The organism is Citrobacter sp. LST-B2 (assembly GCF_057983045.1).
In genome coordinates, this window is sequence record NZ_CP192598.1 from 4,279,573 (window position 1) to 4,296,667 (window position 17,095).

Consider the following 17,095-nt stretch of genomic DNA (forward strand, 5'->3'; position numbering starts at 1 on the left):
TAAAAAGCAAAAGCGCCCGCCGGATAATGGCAGGCGCATTATGCAATATGTAAACAAGGGAGAAAGACCAGAAATGTAAATCGGGAAGGTTGTACGCAATATTTACCGTACTGCGTTGTTACGGCTTTGTCGCAACAGGCCAGTTGCCTGTCTTGCCCGCAGAATATCTACAGCCCGAAGATACGGGGATTGTTCCTGCCAACTAAATCCTTTGCGATCTATTCGAACCAGCTCGTATTTTTCCACCAGAAAGTTAACGGCATCGGCCAGCGTGATACCGGCATCGATATGTTCCTTTATAACGATTTCATCACTGAACGGCGTATCGTTCAGGGTCAGGCCATAGTGTTTTTCCAGTAGCCGTGTAAGAAGCATTTGCCAGACTGCAACGGGCGGCAGGCAGGGCTTCGCCGCCCGCGAAATTGTAGCAGGTAGAATTTTCATGTTTGCTCTCGTGAAATTTGTTAGCGTTGAGTGGAATAAACAGCGACGTATACATAGCCGCAACTGCCAAGGGTATCGGCTTCGCAGGTAAAACCGTTGTGGCACAGGGTGACGCAGTGGGCGTGTCGGGGATTCAGTTCATAGGTGGTCAGCATCGACTCGATCTGGCTGATAAAGTGCGGGAATGCCACATCCAGCTTAAGACATTCGGCATCACTGAATTTACCGGTGATACTGGCCCGGTCAGCCAGATAATGCAGCCGGTTCCCCTCCTGCACCAGACGGGCTCCCAGGCGTGGCGTGATATCCCGCTGCAGGCCCCATGTGATGTTGCTCATTTATAATCTCCTTTATTATCAGTTCAGGGTGATACTCATCAGGCAGGCATAAGGCCCGTTGCGGTCCTGGCGGCGTTCGGCGTATACCGCCAGGACTCCTGTGATATCCGGAACTGCCCTGCCGGTGTAATGGCAGACGCTACCAAGCCACTGATATTTTCCGGTGCAGTAACGAAAGATTCGGGACTCCGGATGCTGGCGGTATATCGTCATTGCCCGGCGCTTACTGATAATTTTCATGTAATACCTCACAGCAGACCGTGTTCAGCGAATGAATAGATTTGCCTGCCACCGACAATCAGATGGTCAGGGACACGGATATCCACCAGTTGAAGTACCTGAACCAGTCGCTGCGTGAGGGCTTTGTCAGCCTGGCTGGGCGTCGTCTCGCCGGAAGGATGGTTATGCGCCAGTATCACCGCCGCCGCGTTGAAGTACAGAGCACGTTTGACCACCTCCCGGGGATGGACCTCGGTGCGGTTAATCGTGCCGCTAAAGAGCGTCTCATGGGCAATAAGTTGATTCTGGTTGTCCAGATACAGCACCCGGAACTCTTCCCGCTCAAGCGCGGCCATATGCAGTCGCAGCCATTCACGGACAGCATGTGTGGAGGTGAAGGCCACCCCGGGCTCATGCAGATGCCTGTCCAGAACTCTGAGGGCACGCTGGATGAGACGCCGCTCCTGTGGCGTTATCTCGCCGGGTAAAAAGGAAAGCTGTTTCATTCGTTGTTCCTCCGGTCAGTCGATGATGCGCAGAATGGCGTGAGATTCAGGATGCTGCAGGGCATAGTCCCGCAGGCGGTAATAGTGTGCGGTCATAGCATCACATTCTGTACGGCAGGCATGGTGGCTGTATTCAATCAGGCAGACAGCGATACCGGCGGCTTCCGCACTCATTTCCGCATCATTGCCGTTCATGCTGTTGAGCAGATGCCATTTATCGACACTGTCAGCATCGGGAGCCATAAACGCACCGCCATTGCTGAGCGTGTAAAAGGACCAGATACCACCGCTGTACTCATCACAGAAGCGGTCCATCCAGGCAAAAATGCGGGGTTCCAGCGTTATCCACTGCGGGACGAAGCCAAAGTGCTGCGGCCAGAAGCGAATACGCTGTTCGTCGGGTACCTGCATTACAGTTAGTTCAAATTCGGATTCGTTAGCGGGTATGAGGTCGCACTGTGTCGCTGTTGTCATGTAAATGTCTCCGTCAATAAAAGGTGCCAGCCGCGATGGCTGGCGTGTGGGGTAATAAAGGATGGTCCGGGAGATGGTTGTCGGGAATGGGGTTTGTCAGTCGGTGAGTAACGACCTGCGGATGCCATAGCGCCGGATATATGGGGTAAGTCCTGCACCGGCATCGGGTTCAAAGTTCCAGGCCCGCCAGACCATGCTGCCATCATCGTCGCGCACAACCAGACGAAAATGCGTGTTCTGGTCATCTTCGATGGTGACGTTGTGGTACCAACAGATAATGGCTTCGGCCTGCTGCCGGGTAAAAGAACCAGGTAGTAGTAACGGGGATTCAGGCATGATGAACACCTTAAAAAGTAAAAAGCCCTGTTGCACATGGGCTACAGGGCTGGTCGAATGACTTATGTGAAAAGCCGTCAGGGTTGATCGAGACAATCCTGCCAGGTGATATCTTTCAGCGCATCGTGAAGACCACGGGCACTGAACGGTTTCGATTCCCCTGACTGAAAGGCAGTGAAAGCCAGTTTGTCTTTTGCTCCTGTGTGCTTCAGTGCTTCAAAAGCCACCTGAGCCGGAACAGCCTCACCCGGAAGCAGAGTTTCATTCTCAAGCGAGTATTTTTCATCGTTTATCAGAAGATACACTTCGCTCATTCCTTCATCAGAGGTGGCGCGGTAATCCTCCTTCGGGAGCTGCCAGGCCACAACCATCTTTTTATTGCTGCAACTGATGGTCAGCTTCTCTCCGGCCTGATTGTTGCTGCTGAGTGCAAACTCCATACCGCCCGTATTGCCGTACCATTCACCCCACTGTTGTTCGGTCACTGTTGCATGAGTGAAGGCCGGGGCCAGAAGAGATAGCAGGACAGGCAAACAGGGTTTAATTTTCATACTGTTATCCTTTTCAGTTGATTAGCGCTGGTTCAATTTTTCTTTATACGCATCTATCTGTGCCTTTAGCTGTGTCAGCGCAGTCGGAGCGATATCGGCGTCAACACGGATAAAATCCTCCTGAATCACGCTGAACTTCACCGGGAGCTTAAATTTGCTCGCACCTGGTCCGCGCAGAATGGCTGTTCCCGTTTGAGTGTTATCACTGACCGGCTGTGCATTCTCAATCATCAGGCACGACATATCTTCATGAATGGAATCCCATACTTTTTGACCAATGGCCCTGCAGGCGGCTGAGTGATATTGAGTAAGGTTCAGATGTGCCTTTTTCGCTTTATCGAACTCGCTCTCTTTTTGTGGGTGGGTTTTGTAATGATCGAGCTTTTTCTGTAACTGCTCTTCCCGGCGCTTCTGCGCTTGCTGCTGATGGAGCTTATCAATCTCATCCGTATCTGGACGTGCGGTAATGACCCCATCACTGAGGGTCATGCGGACCGGGTAGATGTTGCCGTTACTCAGGTTAGCAACCGCCAGATAGCGACCTTCAGATAAGATTCTGGTGATATCGACTGAAACACAGGACTGCCGCGAATTGAGGTTCTCAAGCATATCGTTTACTGCCAGACAGCCTGATGCTTTGACCGTACTCTCCTGTGATGCAGCAAAGCTGGAGCCAGCAACCATTGCCAGCAGAGGTAATAATTTAATCAGTTTCATTTTTTTCCTTACTGAAATCAGATGAATAGTTTTTGTGAATACATAAATGCCCCGGATAATACCCACCGGTACATCAGAGGGCAGTGTCAGGGCGATGAGGCGGCTGGATACCCCGGTTTTTGACGATACTGGCGATAACAGCATCGGGCTCCTCTTTACTGCCAGGTGGATAAAAAGCTGCGCTATTCCGGCCTGTTATCAGCCGGAACAAACGCAAGCAGTGACTGCTGAATAAAACGAAAATGGGGTAAGGCCTGAATGAACACCGGGTCTTCAGCCAGACGACATAAACTGTCGTTACGCCGGAAAGACTGCTGCAGGGGTTGAACCAGATGAATTTCATCCAGCGTGAACACTGCAATATGTCCGTTATGCTCGGCAATCAGATACCAGGTCTGCTGGTGGATGAGTAACCGGCACGGAGCTAGTCGCTCGCAGCGCTGCCCGTCAGCAAGCAGTGTGACTTTTCTGCGGTCAGTAATTGCCTGAACCAGTCGCCAGAATGACAGAGGCACTGACGGTGAGGATGCCGGACTGGCAGGTGGTATAACGCAGGGGGCTTCATCACACATCAACAACGCATTCACCAGTCGGCGGTCAAGGCCCGGAAAAAGCCCGGCCAGCCCGCTGCGGTGGGCAAAGATAAGCACATCAGGCACCATCTGCATCTCACTGCCAGCGGTGCGCAGACGGCAGTAGCCGGACTGATACTCAAGGTCCAGGTACATCAGACGTTCACGAAAATCCCGCCGCAGCGTGCGAACCGATACGCCAAACTCTGCCGCCAGCTTACGCACGCTCAGCGTCTCCCCGGCCACCAGACGGCTGATTATCAGCGACAGCCTGACTGCCAGCCGGTCATGGCGGCGTTCTGCCTGTGTCATGAGAGGTTCTCCGGGAAAGTTAACTGACTGAAAATGATGTGATTACTTTAAAGAGGGGCGCGGTCAGGGTATGGACACCGCAGTAACTATTTTTCATTTCTGCAAATGTCAGTTGTGGCGGGGGTTACAGACCATCCCCGGGGGAGTGAGGGCCGCCAGTACGTCGCAATGCGGACAGGTGATGTCCGATATTAACAACGCGGTAACATCAAGCAGCTACTGCAGCTGCGTGAGCAGCGTTTCCGCCATCACCCACAGTGCCCGGTTAAGCTTCACGTCCCCGTCAATGCCACGCACAGCACGGGTATGCGACCGTCCGCCTTTGGCATTACGGCCACTGAGCCCACCTTTAATCAGGTTCTCCTGAATACGCTGGTACGTGGTCCACAGGTCGTTGCTTTCATCCTGCCAGCGGCGCGGGGAGAGTATCTGCGATTCAGTAACTGGCTGGTGGTCCTCACCAAAGCGATACGTAAGCGCGGCTTTCGCCAGTGCCTGCTGCGCAGGTGGCGGTAAAAACAACGACTGCATGGCATCCTGCTTTTCTTCCACCCGGTCGAAAATCCCCAGCACTTCATACGCCCCCTCAATCACCTGACTTACCACGTCTCCCTTGTGCGGCACCCGCACCTCGCCAAACGACTCGCCGCAGACAAGACCGTTCTGACACACAGCCCTGAACAAGCCCGGCAACATCTGGTACGAGCTGGTGCCATCATGGGAGTTGAGCAGGATAATTTCCGGCACCTGTTTACCGGTAATCTGTCCCTCACGACGCAGGCGCAGCATATGCTTCGTATGTTCACGACGACCAGGGTCACGAACGCGGGTCTGACAGGCAAAGAACGGCTGAAAGCCCTCTCGCTGCAGACTGTCCAGCAGAGATATGGTGGGAATATATGTGTAACGTTCACTACGGGATTCGTGTTTGCCCTCACTGAATACACTGGGTACCACGCGAAACAGTTCTTCACGGGTTAACGGACGATCACGACGAATAAGGTTTGCAGCGCCAAAGCGCGAAGCCAGACGGGTCATAAGCAGATTCCTCATAACGGGGAAAACAAATAAAAGAAAGCCCATCGCACAGGCGACAGGGCTCGGAAAAGAACAGGCAGGCGTTAAACGTTCAGAAGAAGAAATTCCAGACAGCCCGGGCAACGGACACTACTGTGTTACGGACAGCCTGTATTACGGCCCGCACCGGGGCCGGTATCAGCGGTAGAGCGCTCACCGCATCCAGCGCCGCGCCGACCGTTTCACCAAAATCGTCACGCGCTTTTTTCTGGACTGTCGCTGTGCGAAAGGGAGATTGCAGTTGCGCGGCCACCGGGCTGCTGGCTTCACGAGGCAGGCAACGGATCATCCGTTCGGCCATTATCCGCAATCCCCACTGCAGCCGGACCGACACCGCACACACGGGATGCACGGGCTGAAACAGTTCATGCAACAGACAGATTTTTCGGCTGATATTCTGCTTCTGCTCCGTGGACAATAGCCCCCTACAGCTGGTGGGTTCAACCTTGTCGGACTGGCTGATAACAAACAGCACCTTATGCCGGTAAGCCTCACCAATTACCTGATGATAAAAATGCTCATCCACCGCCAGTGCCCGGTCATCGGCCTTAATCAGCCACAGCACCAGGTCAAGCCGGGGAAGCTGTTCCCGGTACAGTGCAGCATACCCGGTATCGCGGGCACTACTTTCCCCCACGCCAGGCAGGTCAACGATGGTCATAACTCGCTCACCGACCTGCAGACGAAAGCGCAGTGGCTCACGGGTGCAGGCAGCCACATCGCTGACGGGTGATACTTCCCCGGCAAACAACGTATTACAAAGGCTGCTCTTGCCCGCGCCGGTTTTCCCCATAATGCCTATTACAGGCTCGTAGTGGGCTAACTGATTTATCTGCAGCAGAATGCGTTCAGATACCCACTGGGGCAGGCCGGAAAGCGGTTGTATAAAGGTCTGCAGAACTTCTTTTTCGTGCATCGTCATTCCTCTGAAGAATTAAAATGAAAACGGCAGTACCCGAAAGTTCTGCCGTCACATCAGGGCTGTTCACGAGGATGATATATATCTGAATATTTTTTGATTAATCGTTTTTTACAGATTTCATTTTCTTATAAGCATCATCAATATATGCTTTAAGTAAGGCATTTGGTTCAATGCCTGTCGCATCCTGCAACGCAAGTAATTTCTTTTTAGACTGTGCTGTCAGTTTAATACCTGAGCTGTCTTTGGCTTTTTTATCCCTGTGGCGTTTTTGTATCCAGGCGTTTCGGGCCCGAGCCAGGAAATTTTGCTTATTTTTGTCTGCATCCAGTTCGAAACTATATGATTCATTTTTGATGAAAGCGAGCTGTTCTTTGCTCCAACCAGCCCAGTTATCAAATGTCGCCAGAAGAAAATCTTTCATTTGTTTTCTGGTGGCAGGAGATACATCGCAACCAATAAAGCTCTTTTGCATATAATCCCACAGCCAGAGGAGATTATCCTCATCATCAAGATCAATCCATGAAAAAGGCTGAGGGTAATTGCCAAACTCAGTACGCCATGACTTATAAAGGCGATCGATGACTTCTATTTTATCATTTACGCTCATAGCCAGATTATCAACGAAAGTCATGCTTGAAGAAATATAGCTTTCTTCAGAATCGTATAATGGACTTAGCGATTGAAAATTAACACCATTAGCTACGTGAGAAGCTATATTTTTTATGGCTGAAGGGCCATTATTAAGAGTAAAACCCTGAACGTTAATTGTATTTATTGCTTTTTCTCTATTTAAATCTGCAATCAACTTTTTCACGCCTTTAACATCTTCCACGCCTGCCTTATCATTTTTTGAATCAACATCAATTTCCCATTGACTCGTTGACTGCGTTATAAGTGCATCATCTTTAATGATCGGAGTTGATATCAATAAAACTCCTGCGGAATTGATGCCTGAATTATTTAACCTGGAAGGAAGTAACATATCGTTACTGACAAGCCAAAAGTATGAATAACATGCAGCACGTCTGCTTGATTTCATCCAGTCAAAATACTTATCAGGAACGATATTGATAGCAGCATGCTTTTTCATTTCTCTGATTATTTTTTTTCGCTCTTTAAGATTTTTACAGAGAGAGTTTAAAGCTGTGTTAATTTCATCAGCATACTGAGCAGCAGAGTAGTAACTTTTTGTTGCATTGGTGTCAATCCTTATCCCATACCTAACAGCCAGGTACCCCAGGTACTGGTTATATCTCCTCAAACGCCTGTAGTCCATCAATGCCATACCGTTCCCCTGTCACGTTTATCGTGCATCCTAATGTATCAAAATCACCCGTCAATCAACCATGAAAAACATAATTTACCAGTAATAAAAATGCTTTAAAAGCATAATTATTTAGTAATGATAATCAGGCTGTTTTTTACAGCATAAGTGCGTTTTAATGGGGTTATTTAGGTGGTCTGAAGAGTATGACAAATTTACTTAATATCAGTAAACTATCCTGATTACAGTAATGGCGATTTTTTACAGGACAAACCTTTCATTTGTCCTGATAAGTGACACTGTCGTATCGCAAGTGATGATGTATCCGGAAGGTGATGAAACGGGCAGAGACTTGCCGGGGGCAGCTGCGTGTCGCACAGCGACTTCACTCAGATAGGTGAATGAAAATGAGAGTTAAACAGGTGTTGATTAATGTGGGCTATTAATTTGGGTTAATTAGTATAATTAATAATGACGTCATCTTAAATATACTGCATCTTTACTCTGTTTCATAATATTCTGCCTCACGCTCACCACTGCATATATTCAAACTTATAAAAGAGTGATAATTTACATACAACACAAATCCTCTGAGCATAAACAGCGAGGATTGAGCCATGCATTTCCCCTACCCCAGTAATACCCGTTATGATATAAACTGGTTTTTATACTCTCTCATTAACAGTCATCTAAATGATATGCTACACCGATACTCAAGGGTACTGGGTGTAAGGATTGATTTATTCTATATAAAGTCGACTTCCAGCTTTCGTCAGAGCACTTACAGAACAATTGAGTCAGACGTGCGGAAATTAATGACCAAAACAGAAGCCTGTTCGTTCGTAACTGGTTACTTCTGGGTCATTGAACATACACCAGATCATGGCTTTCATGCACATGTTATATTCTATCTCGATGGTCATCATACACAAAAACCATTTCCGCTGGTACAGAGAGTTAGTGAGTTCTGGAGAGAGATAACAAATGCAGAGGGTTATTATAATTGGAGCAATTACAAGAAAAATTATCAGGCTGATATTAACCGGAAAATTAACCATTCGGATATCAAGAGCATTAATGAATTAAGATACATCATCAGCTATCTTGCTAAAGAGGAACAAAAAAATGGGATGTATATCTGGGGAAGTAATGAGGTTCCTCCGCCAAGTGGGTTAGGCAGACCCAGAAATAGCGATAGTCTTTAGCGTGGTTTATTTTTTACAGAGCCAACAGTTGATGTGGAGGAGCGAGTAGTAATAATTACTAACACCCGCTCCGGTTAACAGATATTACCGGGACACATCGACATGCTAACTAAACCTGCTTTACTGGACGATCAGTTTATTGACATGAAATTCATTACCCAACTTACTGGCCTTAGCGATAAATGGTTCTATAAGCTAATACAGGATGATTTATTCCCGAAGCCAATTAAACTTGGGCGTTCATCAAGATGGTTAAAAAGTGATGTGGAAGAATGGTTATATAACAGAATTTACGAATCCAGACCATGAATTAAACTCAGCCTTATAATTCTTATCATATTCAATACTGTTCTTCATTCAGTACTGATATCCTCAGCGGAGTACGTCATCATCAATCCTTCGAAGGATATTCAAAATCAACTATTACCCCAGACTGGGCATTACCTAACTGCTCAGAAGGATGATCCGTATCAGCAGAACTGATACGGATTACATTTAGCGATTACGTTGCTGAATAGGACTAAAAAACATATCCCATAGATGCTCTGCCATACCTTCGTTAGTCAATAACGAATCCCTTGAGTTGCTGTACCCCAATCCCATCAAAGTGCGGAACCCAAGTGTTTGCCCATTATCCGCCACACTAAGACTTTCATTGCAACTATTGCGAGTCACACCGCTTTGACTGTAGCAGATATCACCGAATCCCATATTACGACTGCCACACCAGATGCCGCACTGACCAACCTTGCCACCGTTGATATACACGGCACATGTGAAGGAATCGTTATCAGGTCGGTGGAAATCAACGTCTAGCCCTGCATGGCGCTTTTTGAGTTCGTCCAATGAGTTTGCAAAATAACGAGCAACATACTCAAAACCCTCGCGACGGGCGCGATCTTTATCAAGATCAGTAAAATTCTTTGGTAGAGAAAGATTGCTCGAGCGCGGTATAAAGACGGTATCCGTTGCTTGAAGCATCGGATTAGCCGGAGCTGGGGCGTGCACAATCTGCTGCGGCTTTTTCGCTTCCAAATTGGCAATGGCTCGGGAGACAGCCTCGGCGACCTGAACGTAACCCTCATCGTGACTGACAAATCTGCTTATAGCTTTACCGTCGATTGTCGCTGCCATGATGCTGCCGAATGGCAACTGATGCCAGGCACACTCTCTTAAAATCACCGGAATGACTACCGCCTCGCCTTTTTTATGCCGCTCCAGTGCGTTGGTCATCTCTACCTGATAACAATAGTCAGAAGCGATGAAATCACTGCTAATTAGCAACAGGATAATATCTGCCTGCGAAAAATAGTGGTCGATCTGATGTTCAAACTCTTGCCCAGGAACGATTCGGCGATCGTGCCATGTGGTGATTTTCCCCATTCGCTTCAGCGGGGACAGATGTTTCTCTAGCTCATTGCGTTGTGCTTCATCCGCATGAGAATAGGAAAAAACGAGAGTAGTCATAAGGGTGAAATGCTCCTGAGCCGTTACTGTATTTAAAGCTATTCTGTGCCCACGGTATAAAAAAATCACGCTATTGACTGTAATTAATAGATGCTTGATCTCTTTAAAGTTGTTACATCAGCTTATTCATAGCCACCGTATGCCATCCGGCTCACTTCGTCAGCCAAAATAGTGTGATATTCTTTCCAGAAATCCTGTTGTATCCACGACATAAGGCGATGATTGATGGAGCAGTCTCTCAATTTTGAAATGTTGCGCAGCCAGTGGCCGGAACTGGCAGAACTCGCGTGTATGGCGGAACGCTATGTTCACTCCGATCCGGAAAGCTGTCTGGTCAAGCTGCGCAACTACACCGAATTGATGGTACGTTGGTTATACCGCCAGGAACGGCTGCCTGAAGGCATCAAAGCAAATCTGTACGATTTAATGAACGCCGATGTCTTCACCAGCATGATGCCGGAAGCCATCATCATGAAAATGGATGCACTGCGTATCCACGGTAACCGCGCTGCGCACGGCGGACGTATCAAAGCTAAAGATACTTACTGGCTGTTAAAGGAAGCGTATTTACTGGGAATTTGGCTGTATGTTCGCTACGCCCATGGTAATGTTGATGACTGCCCCAAATTTTCTCTTCCTCCTTTAACGCAATCTTCAGGTCGTGCAGATGATAAACGTCTGGAAGATGCAATCAGGGCTCAGGATGAAAGCCGTGAGCGCGAACTGGCGTTACAACGCGCACTCCAGCAAGAGCAGGAAAAAGCCGAACACCTCACCCAGCGCCTAAATGAAGCCAGATCTCGCAACCAGCATGTTGCCGACATCCTCTCTATTGATGAAGCGGAAACCCGCCGCCGCCTGATTGACTCCCGCCTGCTTGCTGCTGACTGGAATGTAGGCGAAGAACTTAGAAATACCGATCAGGTTACGCAGGAGCATCCTGTTAAAGAACAGCCTACTGCAACTGGCGACGGTTATGCGGATTATGTCTTGTGGGATGAAGCGCATAAACCGCTGGCGGTGGTGGAAGCAAAAAAAACCAGCATCAATGCCGAGCAAGGACGAATTCAGGCTCGGCTATATGCAGACTGGCTGGAAAAAGAATACGGTCAGCGCCCGGTCATTTTCTACACCAACGGCTACGATATCTGGCTGTGGGACGACCATAAAACTCATGGTTATCCCCCACGTCGAGTGTTTGGTTTCTACAGTAAGGAAAGCCTGCAATATCTTATTCAACGGCGTGAAACTCGTCTGCCGCTGAATAGTGTCCCGCACGTTAAAGATAACGAAGGTAAGGCCGTTGCCGGACGTTTGTATCAACTTGAAACTATTGCCCGCGTCAGCGAACGGTTTACCAACAAGTACCGGCAATCGTTAATTGTTCAGGCTACTGGTACAGGCAAAACCCGCGTAGCGATTGCACTAAGCAAACTAATGATTGATGCCCGCTGGGTAAAACGCGTCCTGTTTCTTTGTGACCGCAAAGAGCTACGTAAACAGGCGGCGAATGCCTTCAATCAGTTCACCAATGAGCCGCTGTATGTGGTCGGGAAATCGAAGAAAGCAGACAGGCAGAATGCCAGGATCTACATCGCCACCTATCCCGGCATGATGAAAATCATGGACCATTTTGATGTTGGTTATTTCGATCTGATTATCGCCGATGAATCCCACCGCTCTATCTACAACGTTTACGGCGATCTGTTTAAGTATTTTGATGCCCTCCAGATTGGCCTGACGGCCACGCCGATCGACATGGTGAGTAAAACGACTTTCGGCCTGTTTGGTTGTGAAGGACGTATCCCTACCGCCAACTACAGCCTGGAAGATGCCATCGCCGATAACAACTTGGTTCCCTATGAGGTTGTTACGCACACCACAGAATTCCTGCGCGAAGGCATCAAACGGGAGAAATTAAGCGACGAACAAATCCGTGAGCTGGAAGAACAGGGTATCGATCCAAATACGCTGGAATTTGATGGCAAGGCGCTGGATGAGGCGATCTACAACAAAGACACCAACCGCTATATCCTGCGTAACCTGATGGAAAATGGCTTGAAAGATCGGGACGGCCAGTTGCCAGGTAAAACCATCATTTTTGCCCGTAACCACAAACACGCACTGCTGTTGAATGAATTGTTCGACGACATGTACCCGCAGTTTGCCGGACGCTTCTGTCAGGTCATCGACAACTACGATCCCCGCGCCGAGCAACTGATTGATGATTTTAAAGGGCTGGACGAAAGCACCAACAAAGAGCTGACCATCGCTATCTCCGTTGACATGCTTGATACCGGCATTGATGTCCCGGAAATTGTGAATCTGGTCTTTGCCAAGCCGGTCAAATCGAAAGTAAAGTTCTGGCAGATGATTGGCCGTGGTACACGCCTCTGTTCGGGGCTATACGGCAGCGATGAAAACGGCAAACCGCTGGATAAACAGAAATTCCGCATCTTCGATCACTGGGGCAATTTTGAGTATCACGAACTGCATACCGAAGAGGCCGAAGTGACAGCGACAAAATCGCTGGCGCAAAAACGCTTCGAAGCGTGGGTTATGCTGGGGGCTGCCGCGCAGCGTAAGTTCGACAAGCAGGCGGTGGATTTAGTCGCTCACCAGCTCCGCGAGCAGATCAACGCGCTGGATGAAAAGTCGATTGCCGTACAGGAAAAGTGGCAGCAAAAAGCGCAGTACAGCGATGAAAAAGTGCTGCGCCAGCTTTCCCCGAAAACACAGCAGGATCTGCTATCTATCCTGGCCCCGCTGATGCAGTGGCTGGACGTGCGCGGTCAGAGCGATGCTATGCGCTTTGATATGGATATTCTGGCGGCGCAAACTGCCCGTTATACCAACCCTGAAGAGCTGGATGTGCTCTGGCCGGTCATCATCGAGAAAGTAGAACGTCTGCCGCCGCACCTGACGCAGGTGCAACAGCAGGGACAGCGGATTAATCAGCTTCGTGATTTAGGCTGGTGGAAGCAGGCAAGTCTGGAAGAACTGGAAGATATCCGCATTCATCTGCGCGGCATCATGCACCTGATGGAAAAAGATGCGACGCCGAAATTTGGTTCGATACAGGTGGATATCACCGAAGACGCGAACCTGATTCAGACGGAAACCCGCAAAACCAACATCCGCTCGATTGATTTCAAACTGTATCGTCAGCAGGTGCAGGGAGCGCTGGAGCCACTGTTCCAGCAAAATCCGGTTCTGAAGAAAATCCGCAACGGCGAGCCGGTCAGGCAAGGCGAGCTGGATGAGCTGGCGAAGCTGGTGCTTATCCAGAATCCGAACGTTGATATCCGGGCGCTAAAAGAGTTCTACCCGCAGGCAACCGCCAGCCTGGATAAACTTTTGCGTACCATCATCGGTATGGACAGTGATGCGGTAGAAGTACGTTTTGCACAGTTCGCAGCTGACAACAGCCTGACCAGCCAGCAACTGCGCTTCCTGTCACTGCTAAAAAACCACATTCGCGATTACGGCACCATTGAAATGCGACAGCTTTTTGAACAGCCGTTTACGCATATCCACAACGAAGGCGTTACCGGTGTGTTCCCTGATATAGAGCAGATCGCCCGCTTGCAAAAGATAGTTGAAGAGTTGGGTGTTGTGACCGACGCAGCGACGGTATAATACGCATATGACAAGCCCCGGCAGCGGGGCTTTTGTATTTAAAACAGGATATAAACGCTAACAATGATCACCGGTGACTTAAAAAGTAAAATCGACGGCCTGTGGGAAGATTTCTGGGTGGGTGGTATCACCAACCCGCTGACCGTAATCGAACAGATCACCTATCTAATGTACTCCCGGATGCTGGATACCCAGGAACAACGCGACGAGAAGCGTAAACAAATCGCAGGTGTTGATTTTAAACCGCGCTTTGCGCCTGAGCAGCAGGAGTTCCGGTTCAGTCACTACAGCAACCTTGGCTCGGACGAAATGATGGAAGTGGTGCGTGATGGCGTCTTCCAGCATTTCCGTCAGCTCGGGCTGGCCGACGATTCGAAGGTGACGCTGCTGGGCAACTTTATGAAAGACGCCCGTCTGGAGATCGTCAAACCGTCGCTGTTAACAAAAGCCGTAGAGGTGATCAAAAACCTGCCGCTGGATCGTGGCGACACCAAAGGCGATCTCTACGAATACCTGTTAAGCAAGCTGACCACCGCCGGAATCAACGGTCAGTTCCGTACGCCGCGCCACATTATCCGCACGATGGTTGAAATGATGGAGCCGAATCCAGCGCGTGGTGAGACGATTTGCGATCCGGCCTGTGGCACTGGTGGTTTTCTGGCGACCAGCTATGAGTACCTGCTGGAAAAATACAGCTCGCTGGAGTCCATCCATACCGAGATTGGCAGCAACGAACACGGTGAGCTGGAAGAGCAAAAAATCTTTACTGGTGATCTGCTGACGCCGTGGCGTGACCATGTGGATAACAACATGTTCCACGGCTACGACTTTGACACTACTATGCTGCGTATCGCCGCTATGAACCTGATTATGCACGGCGTGGAAGAGCCGGATATCCACTATCAGGACACCATGAGCCAGAGTTTCAGCACCAACTTCCCGCAGGCCAGTAAAAACGCTTTCAACCTGATTCTGGCGAACCCGCCGTTTACCGGCTCACTGGACGAGGAAGATATCGACGCCACGCTGTCGGCAATGGTGAAAACCAGGAAAACAGAACTGCTGTTCCTGGCGCGTATTCTACAAATGCTAAAAGTAGGTGGACGCAGCGCTACTATTGTGCCGCAGGGCGTGCTGTTTGGTTCCAGCAACGCGCACCAGTCTCTACGCCAGATGCTGGTGGAAAATAACCAATTGGAAGCAGTAATCAGTCTACCTTCCGGCGTATTTAAACCTTACGCGGGTGTGGTGACGGCGATCCTAATTTTTACCAAAGGCGGTCAGACGGATGAGGTCTGGTTCTACGATCTACAAAATGACGGCTACAGCCTGGATGACAAACGTAACCCGATAAAAGATAACGATCTACCACATCTGCTGGCAAGCTGGAAGCACTACCGTGCTTTACGTGGTTTACCGGTAGATAACTTTATGGGCGAGAAATTTTCCTCGTTGCTGAAACAGCAGTACCCAGAAGGGATTGATGTTGGTGTTAGCTTTAAAGATCGCACCCAAGCGGCATTTGTGGTACCGAAAGAGGATATTGCCGCGCAGAAATACGATCTTTCCATCAATCGTTATAAAGAGGTGGTGTATCAGGCGGAGGAGTATGAAGATCCGAAGGTAATACTGAAGCGGTTAAAAGATCTGGAAAATGAGATTCTGGCGGATCTGGATGAGCTGGAGGGGATGCTGTGAGTTGGCCGATGGTGAAGTTAGGAGAAATATTTACTATATCTAGAGGTGGTTCTCCAAGACCTATTCAGGATTATATTACCGACTCCTCTGATGGAGTAAATTGGATAATGATTGGTGACACTGAACCAAACTCAAAATATATCAAAAAAACAGCAAAAAAAATAAAGTTTGAAGGAGTAAAAAAATCCAGAAAGGTTTACTCTGGAGACTTGTTACTTACAAACTCTATGAGTTTCGGGCGTCCATATATACTTAATGTTGAGGGATGCATACATGATGGATGGTTGGTTTTAAGTCCTAAAAATGATCAAATTAATATTGATTATTTTTATCATTACTTAAACTCAGCAACTGCAAAGATTATCATCGAAAATAAGGCTGCCGGTGCAGTTGTAAAAAATTTGAACTCAGATATTGTGAGAAACTTAGAAGTTCCTTTTCCTCCTATCACGGAACAGATAAAGATTGCTTCAACACTTGATAAAGCTGATAACATACGCCAAAAACGCAATCAAGCAATCAAACTGGCTGACGATTTTTTACATGCTGCGTTTTTGGAGATGTTTGGCGATCCTGTGTCTAATCCAAAAGGGTGGAAAGTAAAACCTTTAAAGGAACTCTCTGTAAAAATAGCTAGTGGTTCTACACCTAAAGGTGGTAGCAAGGTTTATGTTGATAAAGGTATTACCTTTTTTAGAAGCCAAAATGTTTGGAAAAATGATATCAGGCTAGATGATGTCGCGTACATTGATGAAAAAACCCATAACAGTCTAAAGAAAAGCAGTCTAAAACATAAAGATATATTGATGACTAAAACGGGTCGGTTCAATACAGAAAACAGCAGCCTTGGTCGTGCAGCTTTGTTTTTGGGTGATGACGACAGTGCAAACGTCAATGGACATGTTTATTTGATAAGATTAAAGTCTGGGATTTTACATGAATTTATTACATACATTTTGACTTCGAATGAATATCGTGAACATATTCGTGAGGTTTGTGTGGGTGGAATAGATAAAAGACAACTAAATAAGGAACATATTGAAGATTTCCCTATTATCTGTCCGCCAGATGATCTCCAAATGGAGTTTATGAGGAAGCTAAACTCCATTCAAAAAATACGCTCAAATGCTATGACTGGGTTGAAAGAGGTTACCCCTCTATTTAACACACTCAGCCAAAAAGCTTTTTCTGATGGATTTTAAAAAGTGGGTATGTTCGGTGAAACTCAGATAAATCCACCACCGGTAGCCAACCATTTGAATTTGATGAGATTTGGCGATTTGAACCACGCTAGTTATCTTTTTAGTGCGCACCATACTGGTAGTGTGCTGTAGCAGGATTAGAGCTTGGTAGA

Annotated in this window: 18 protein-coding genes; 5 read left to right on the forward strand and 13 right to left on the reverse strand. The window is 48.2% G+C overall.

The genetic code is table 11. The features are described 5' to 3' along the window. Positions 1 to 102: 102 nt before the first annotated feature. The 12 genes from ACQ0PY_RS20635 to ACQ0PY_RS20690 form a co-directional block, all read right to left on the reverse strand. Entirely contained in the window at positions 103 to 444 is a 342-nt protein-coding gene (locus tag ACQ0PY_RS20635; RefSeq protein ID WP_109739503.1) for a TA system toxin CbtA family protein, read from the reverse strand. 20 nt (positions 445 to 464) lie between these two features. Then, entirely contained in the window at positions 465 to 782 is a 318-nt protein-coding gene (locus tag ACQ0PY_RS20640) for a type IV toxin-antitoxin system YeeU family antitoxin (protein WP_109739504.1), read from the reverse strand. Between the two features lie 18 nt (positions 783 to 800). Continuing rightward, the gene (locus ACQ0PY_RS20645) at positions 801 to 1,022 is read right to left on the reverse strand and encodes a DUF987 domain-containing protein (protein WP_109739505.1); all 222 of its coding nucleotides are present in this window, start codon (positions 1,020 to 1,022) and stop codon (positions 801 to 803) included. A gap of 8 nt (positions 1,023 to 1,030) precedes the next feature. Continuing rightward, positions 1,031 to 1,507 (reverse strand): JAB domain-containing protein, encoded by a 477-nt coding sequence (locus ACQ0PY_RS20650; RefSeq protein WP_109739506.1) that lies wholly within the window; start codon positions 1,505 to 1,507, stop codon positions 1,031 to 1,033. A 15-nt stretch (positions 1,508 to 1,522) separates the two neighbouring features. Next, on the reverse strand, positions 1,523 to 1,981 hold the full coding sequence (locus ACQ0PY_RS20655; protein WP_109739507.1) for an antirestriction protein: 459 nt from the start codon (positions 1,979 to 1,981) through the stop codon (positions 1,523 to 1,525). Positions 1,982 to 2,077: 96 nt separating this feature from the next. After that, the gene (locus ACQ0PY_RS20660; protein WP_109739508.1) at positions 2,078 to 2,317 is read right to left on the reverse strand and encodes a DUF905 domain-containing protein; all 240 of its coding nucleotides are present in this window, start codon (positions 2,315 to 2,317) and stop codon (positions 2,078 to 2,080) included. Positions 2,318 to 2,394: 77 nt separating this feature from the next. Further along, entirely contained in the window at positions 2,395 to 2,868 is a 474-nt protein-coding gene (locus tag ACQ0PY_RS20665) for a hypothetical protein (RefSeq protein WP_109739509.1), read from the reverse strand. A gap of 21 nt (positions 2,869 to 2,889) precedes the next feature. After that, positions 2,890 to 3,729 carry a hypothetical protein gene (locus tag ACQ0PY_RS20670; protein WP_109739510.1) on the reverse strand — a complete coding sequence of 280 codons (840 nt, stop codon included), beginning with the start codon at positions 3,727 to 3,729 and terminating at the stop codon, positions 2,890 to 2,892. Between the two features lie 38 nt (positions 3,730 to 3,767). Beyond that, on the reverse strand, positions 3,768 to 4,469 hold the full coding sequence (locus tag ACQ0PY_RS20675) for a DeoR family transcriptional regulator (RefSeq protein ID WP_109739511.1): 702 nt from the start codon (positions 4,467 to 4,469) through the stop codon (positions 3,768 to 3,770). Between the two features lie 216 nt (positions 4,470 to 4,685). Continuing rightward, positions 4,686 to 5,507 carry a DUF932 domain-containing protein gene (locus tag ACQ0PY_RS20680; protein WP_109739512.1) on the reverse strand — a complete coding sequence of 274 codons (822 nt, stop codon included), beginning with the start codon at positions 5,505 to 5,507 and terminating at the stop codon, positions 4,686 to 4,688. A 91-nt stretch (positions 5,508 to 5,598) separates the two neighbouring features. Next, a complete protein-coding gene (locus ACQ0PY_RS20685) occupies positions 5,599 to 6,462 on the reverse strand; it encodes a GTPase family protein (RefSeq protein ID WP_109739513.1) in 864 nt (287 codons plus the stop codon). Positions 6,463 to 6,565: 103 nt separating this feature from the next. Beyond that, positions 6,566 to 7,753 (reverse strand): hypothetical protein, encoded by a 1,188-nt coding sequence (locus ACQ0PY_RS20690; RefSeq protein ID WP_446894176.1) that lies wholly within the window; start codon positions 7,751 to 7,753, stop codon positions 6,566 to 6,568. Positions 7,754 to 8,430: 677 nt separating this feature from the next. Here ACQ0PY_RS20690 and ACQ0PY_RS20695 point away from each other — a divergent pair. Both ACQ0PY_RS20695 and ACQ0PY_RS20700 read left to right on the forward strand, forming a co-directional pair. After that, positions 8,431 to 8,937 (forward strand): YagK/YfjJ domain-containing protein, encoded by a 507-nt coding sequence (locus ACQ0PY_RS20695; protein ID WP_231912859.1) that lies wholly within the window; start codon positions 8,431 to 8,433, stop codon positions 8,935 to 8,937. Between the two features lie 102 nt (positions 8,938 to 9,039). Continuing rightward, positions 9,040 to 9,246, forward strand: a complete 207-nt coding sequence (locus ACQ0PY_RS20700) for a helix-turn-helix transcriptional regulator (RefSeq protein WP_069219349.1) — start codon at positions 9,040 to 9,042, stop codon at positions 9,244 to 9,246. Positions 9,247 to 9,432: 186 nt separating this feature from the next. Here the strand turns inward: ACQ0PY_RS20700 and ACQ0PY_RS20705 are convergent, their stop codons facing one another. Next, positions 9,433 to 10,404 (reverse strand): toll/interleukin-1 receptor domain-containing protein, encoded by a 972-nt coding sequence (locus ACQ0PY_RS20705; protein ID WP_109739516.1) that lies wholly within the window; start codon positions 10,402 to 10,404, stop codon positions 9,433 to 9,435. A 225-nt stretch (positions 10,405 to 10,629) separates the two neighbouring features. On the opposite strand from ACQ0PY_RS20705, the gene ACQ0PY_RS20710 reads away from it, so the two are divergent. From ACQ0PY_RS20710 to ACQ0PY_RS20720, 3 genes are all read left to right on the forward strand, one after another. After that, on the forward strand, positions 10,630 to 14,043 hold the full coding sequence (locus tag ACQ0PY_RS20710) for a DEAD/DEAH box helicase family protein (RefSeq protein WP_109739517.1): 3,414 nt from the start codon (positions 10,630 to 10,632) through the stop codon (positions 14,041 to 14,043). Positions 14,044 to 14,106: 63 nt separating this feature from the next. Continuing rightward, positions 14,107 to 15,741 (forward strand): type I restriction-modification system subunit M, encoded by a 1,635-nt coding sequence (locus ACQ0PY_RS20715; protein ID WP_109739518.1) that lies wholly within the window; start codon positions 14,107 to 14,109, stop codon positions 15,739 to 15,741. Further along, the gene (locus ACQ0PY_RS20720) at positions 15,738 to 16,943 is read left to right on the forward strand and encodes a restriction endonuclease subunit S (protein ID WP_197710853.1); all 1,206 of its coding nucleotides are present in this window, start codon (positions 15,738 to 15,740) and stop codon (positions 16,941 to 16,943) included. Before ACQ0PY_RS20715 ends, ACQ0PY_RS20720 begins: the two co-directional genes overlap by 4 nt. Positions 16,944 to 17,095 lie beyond the last annotated feature (152 nt).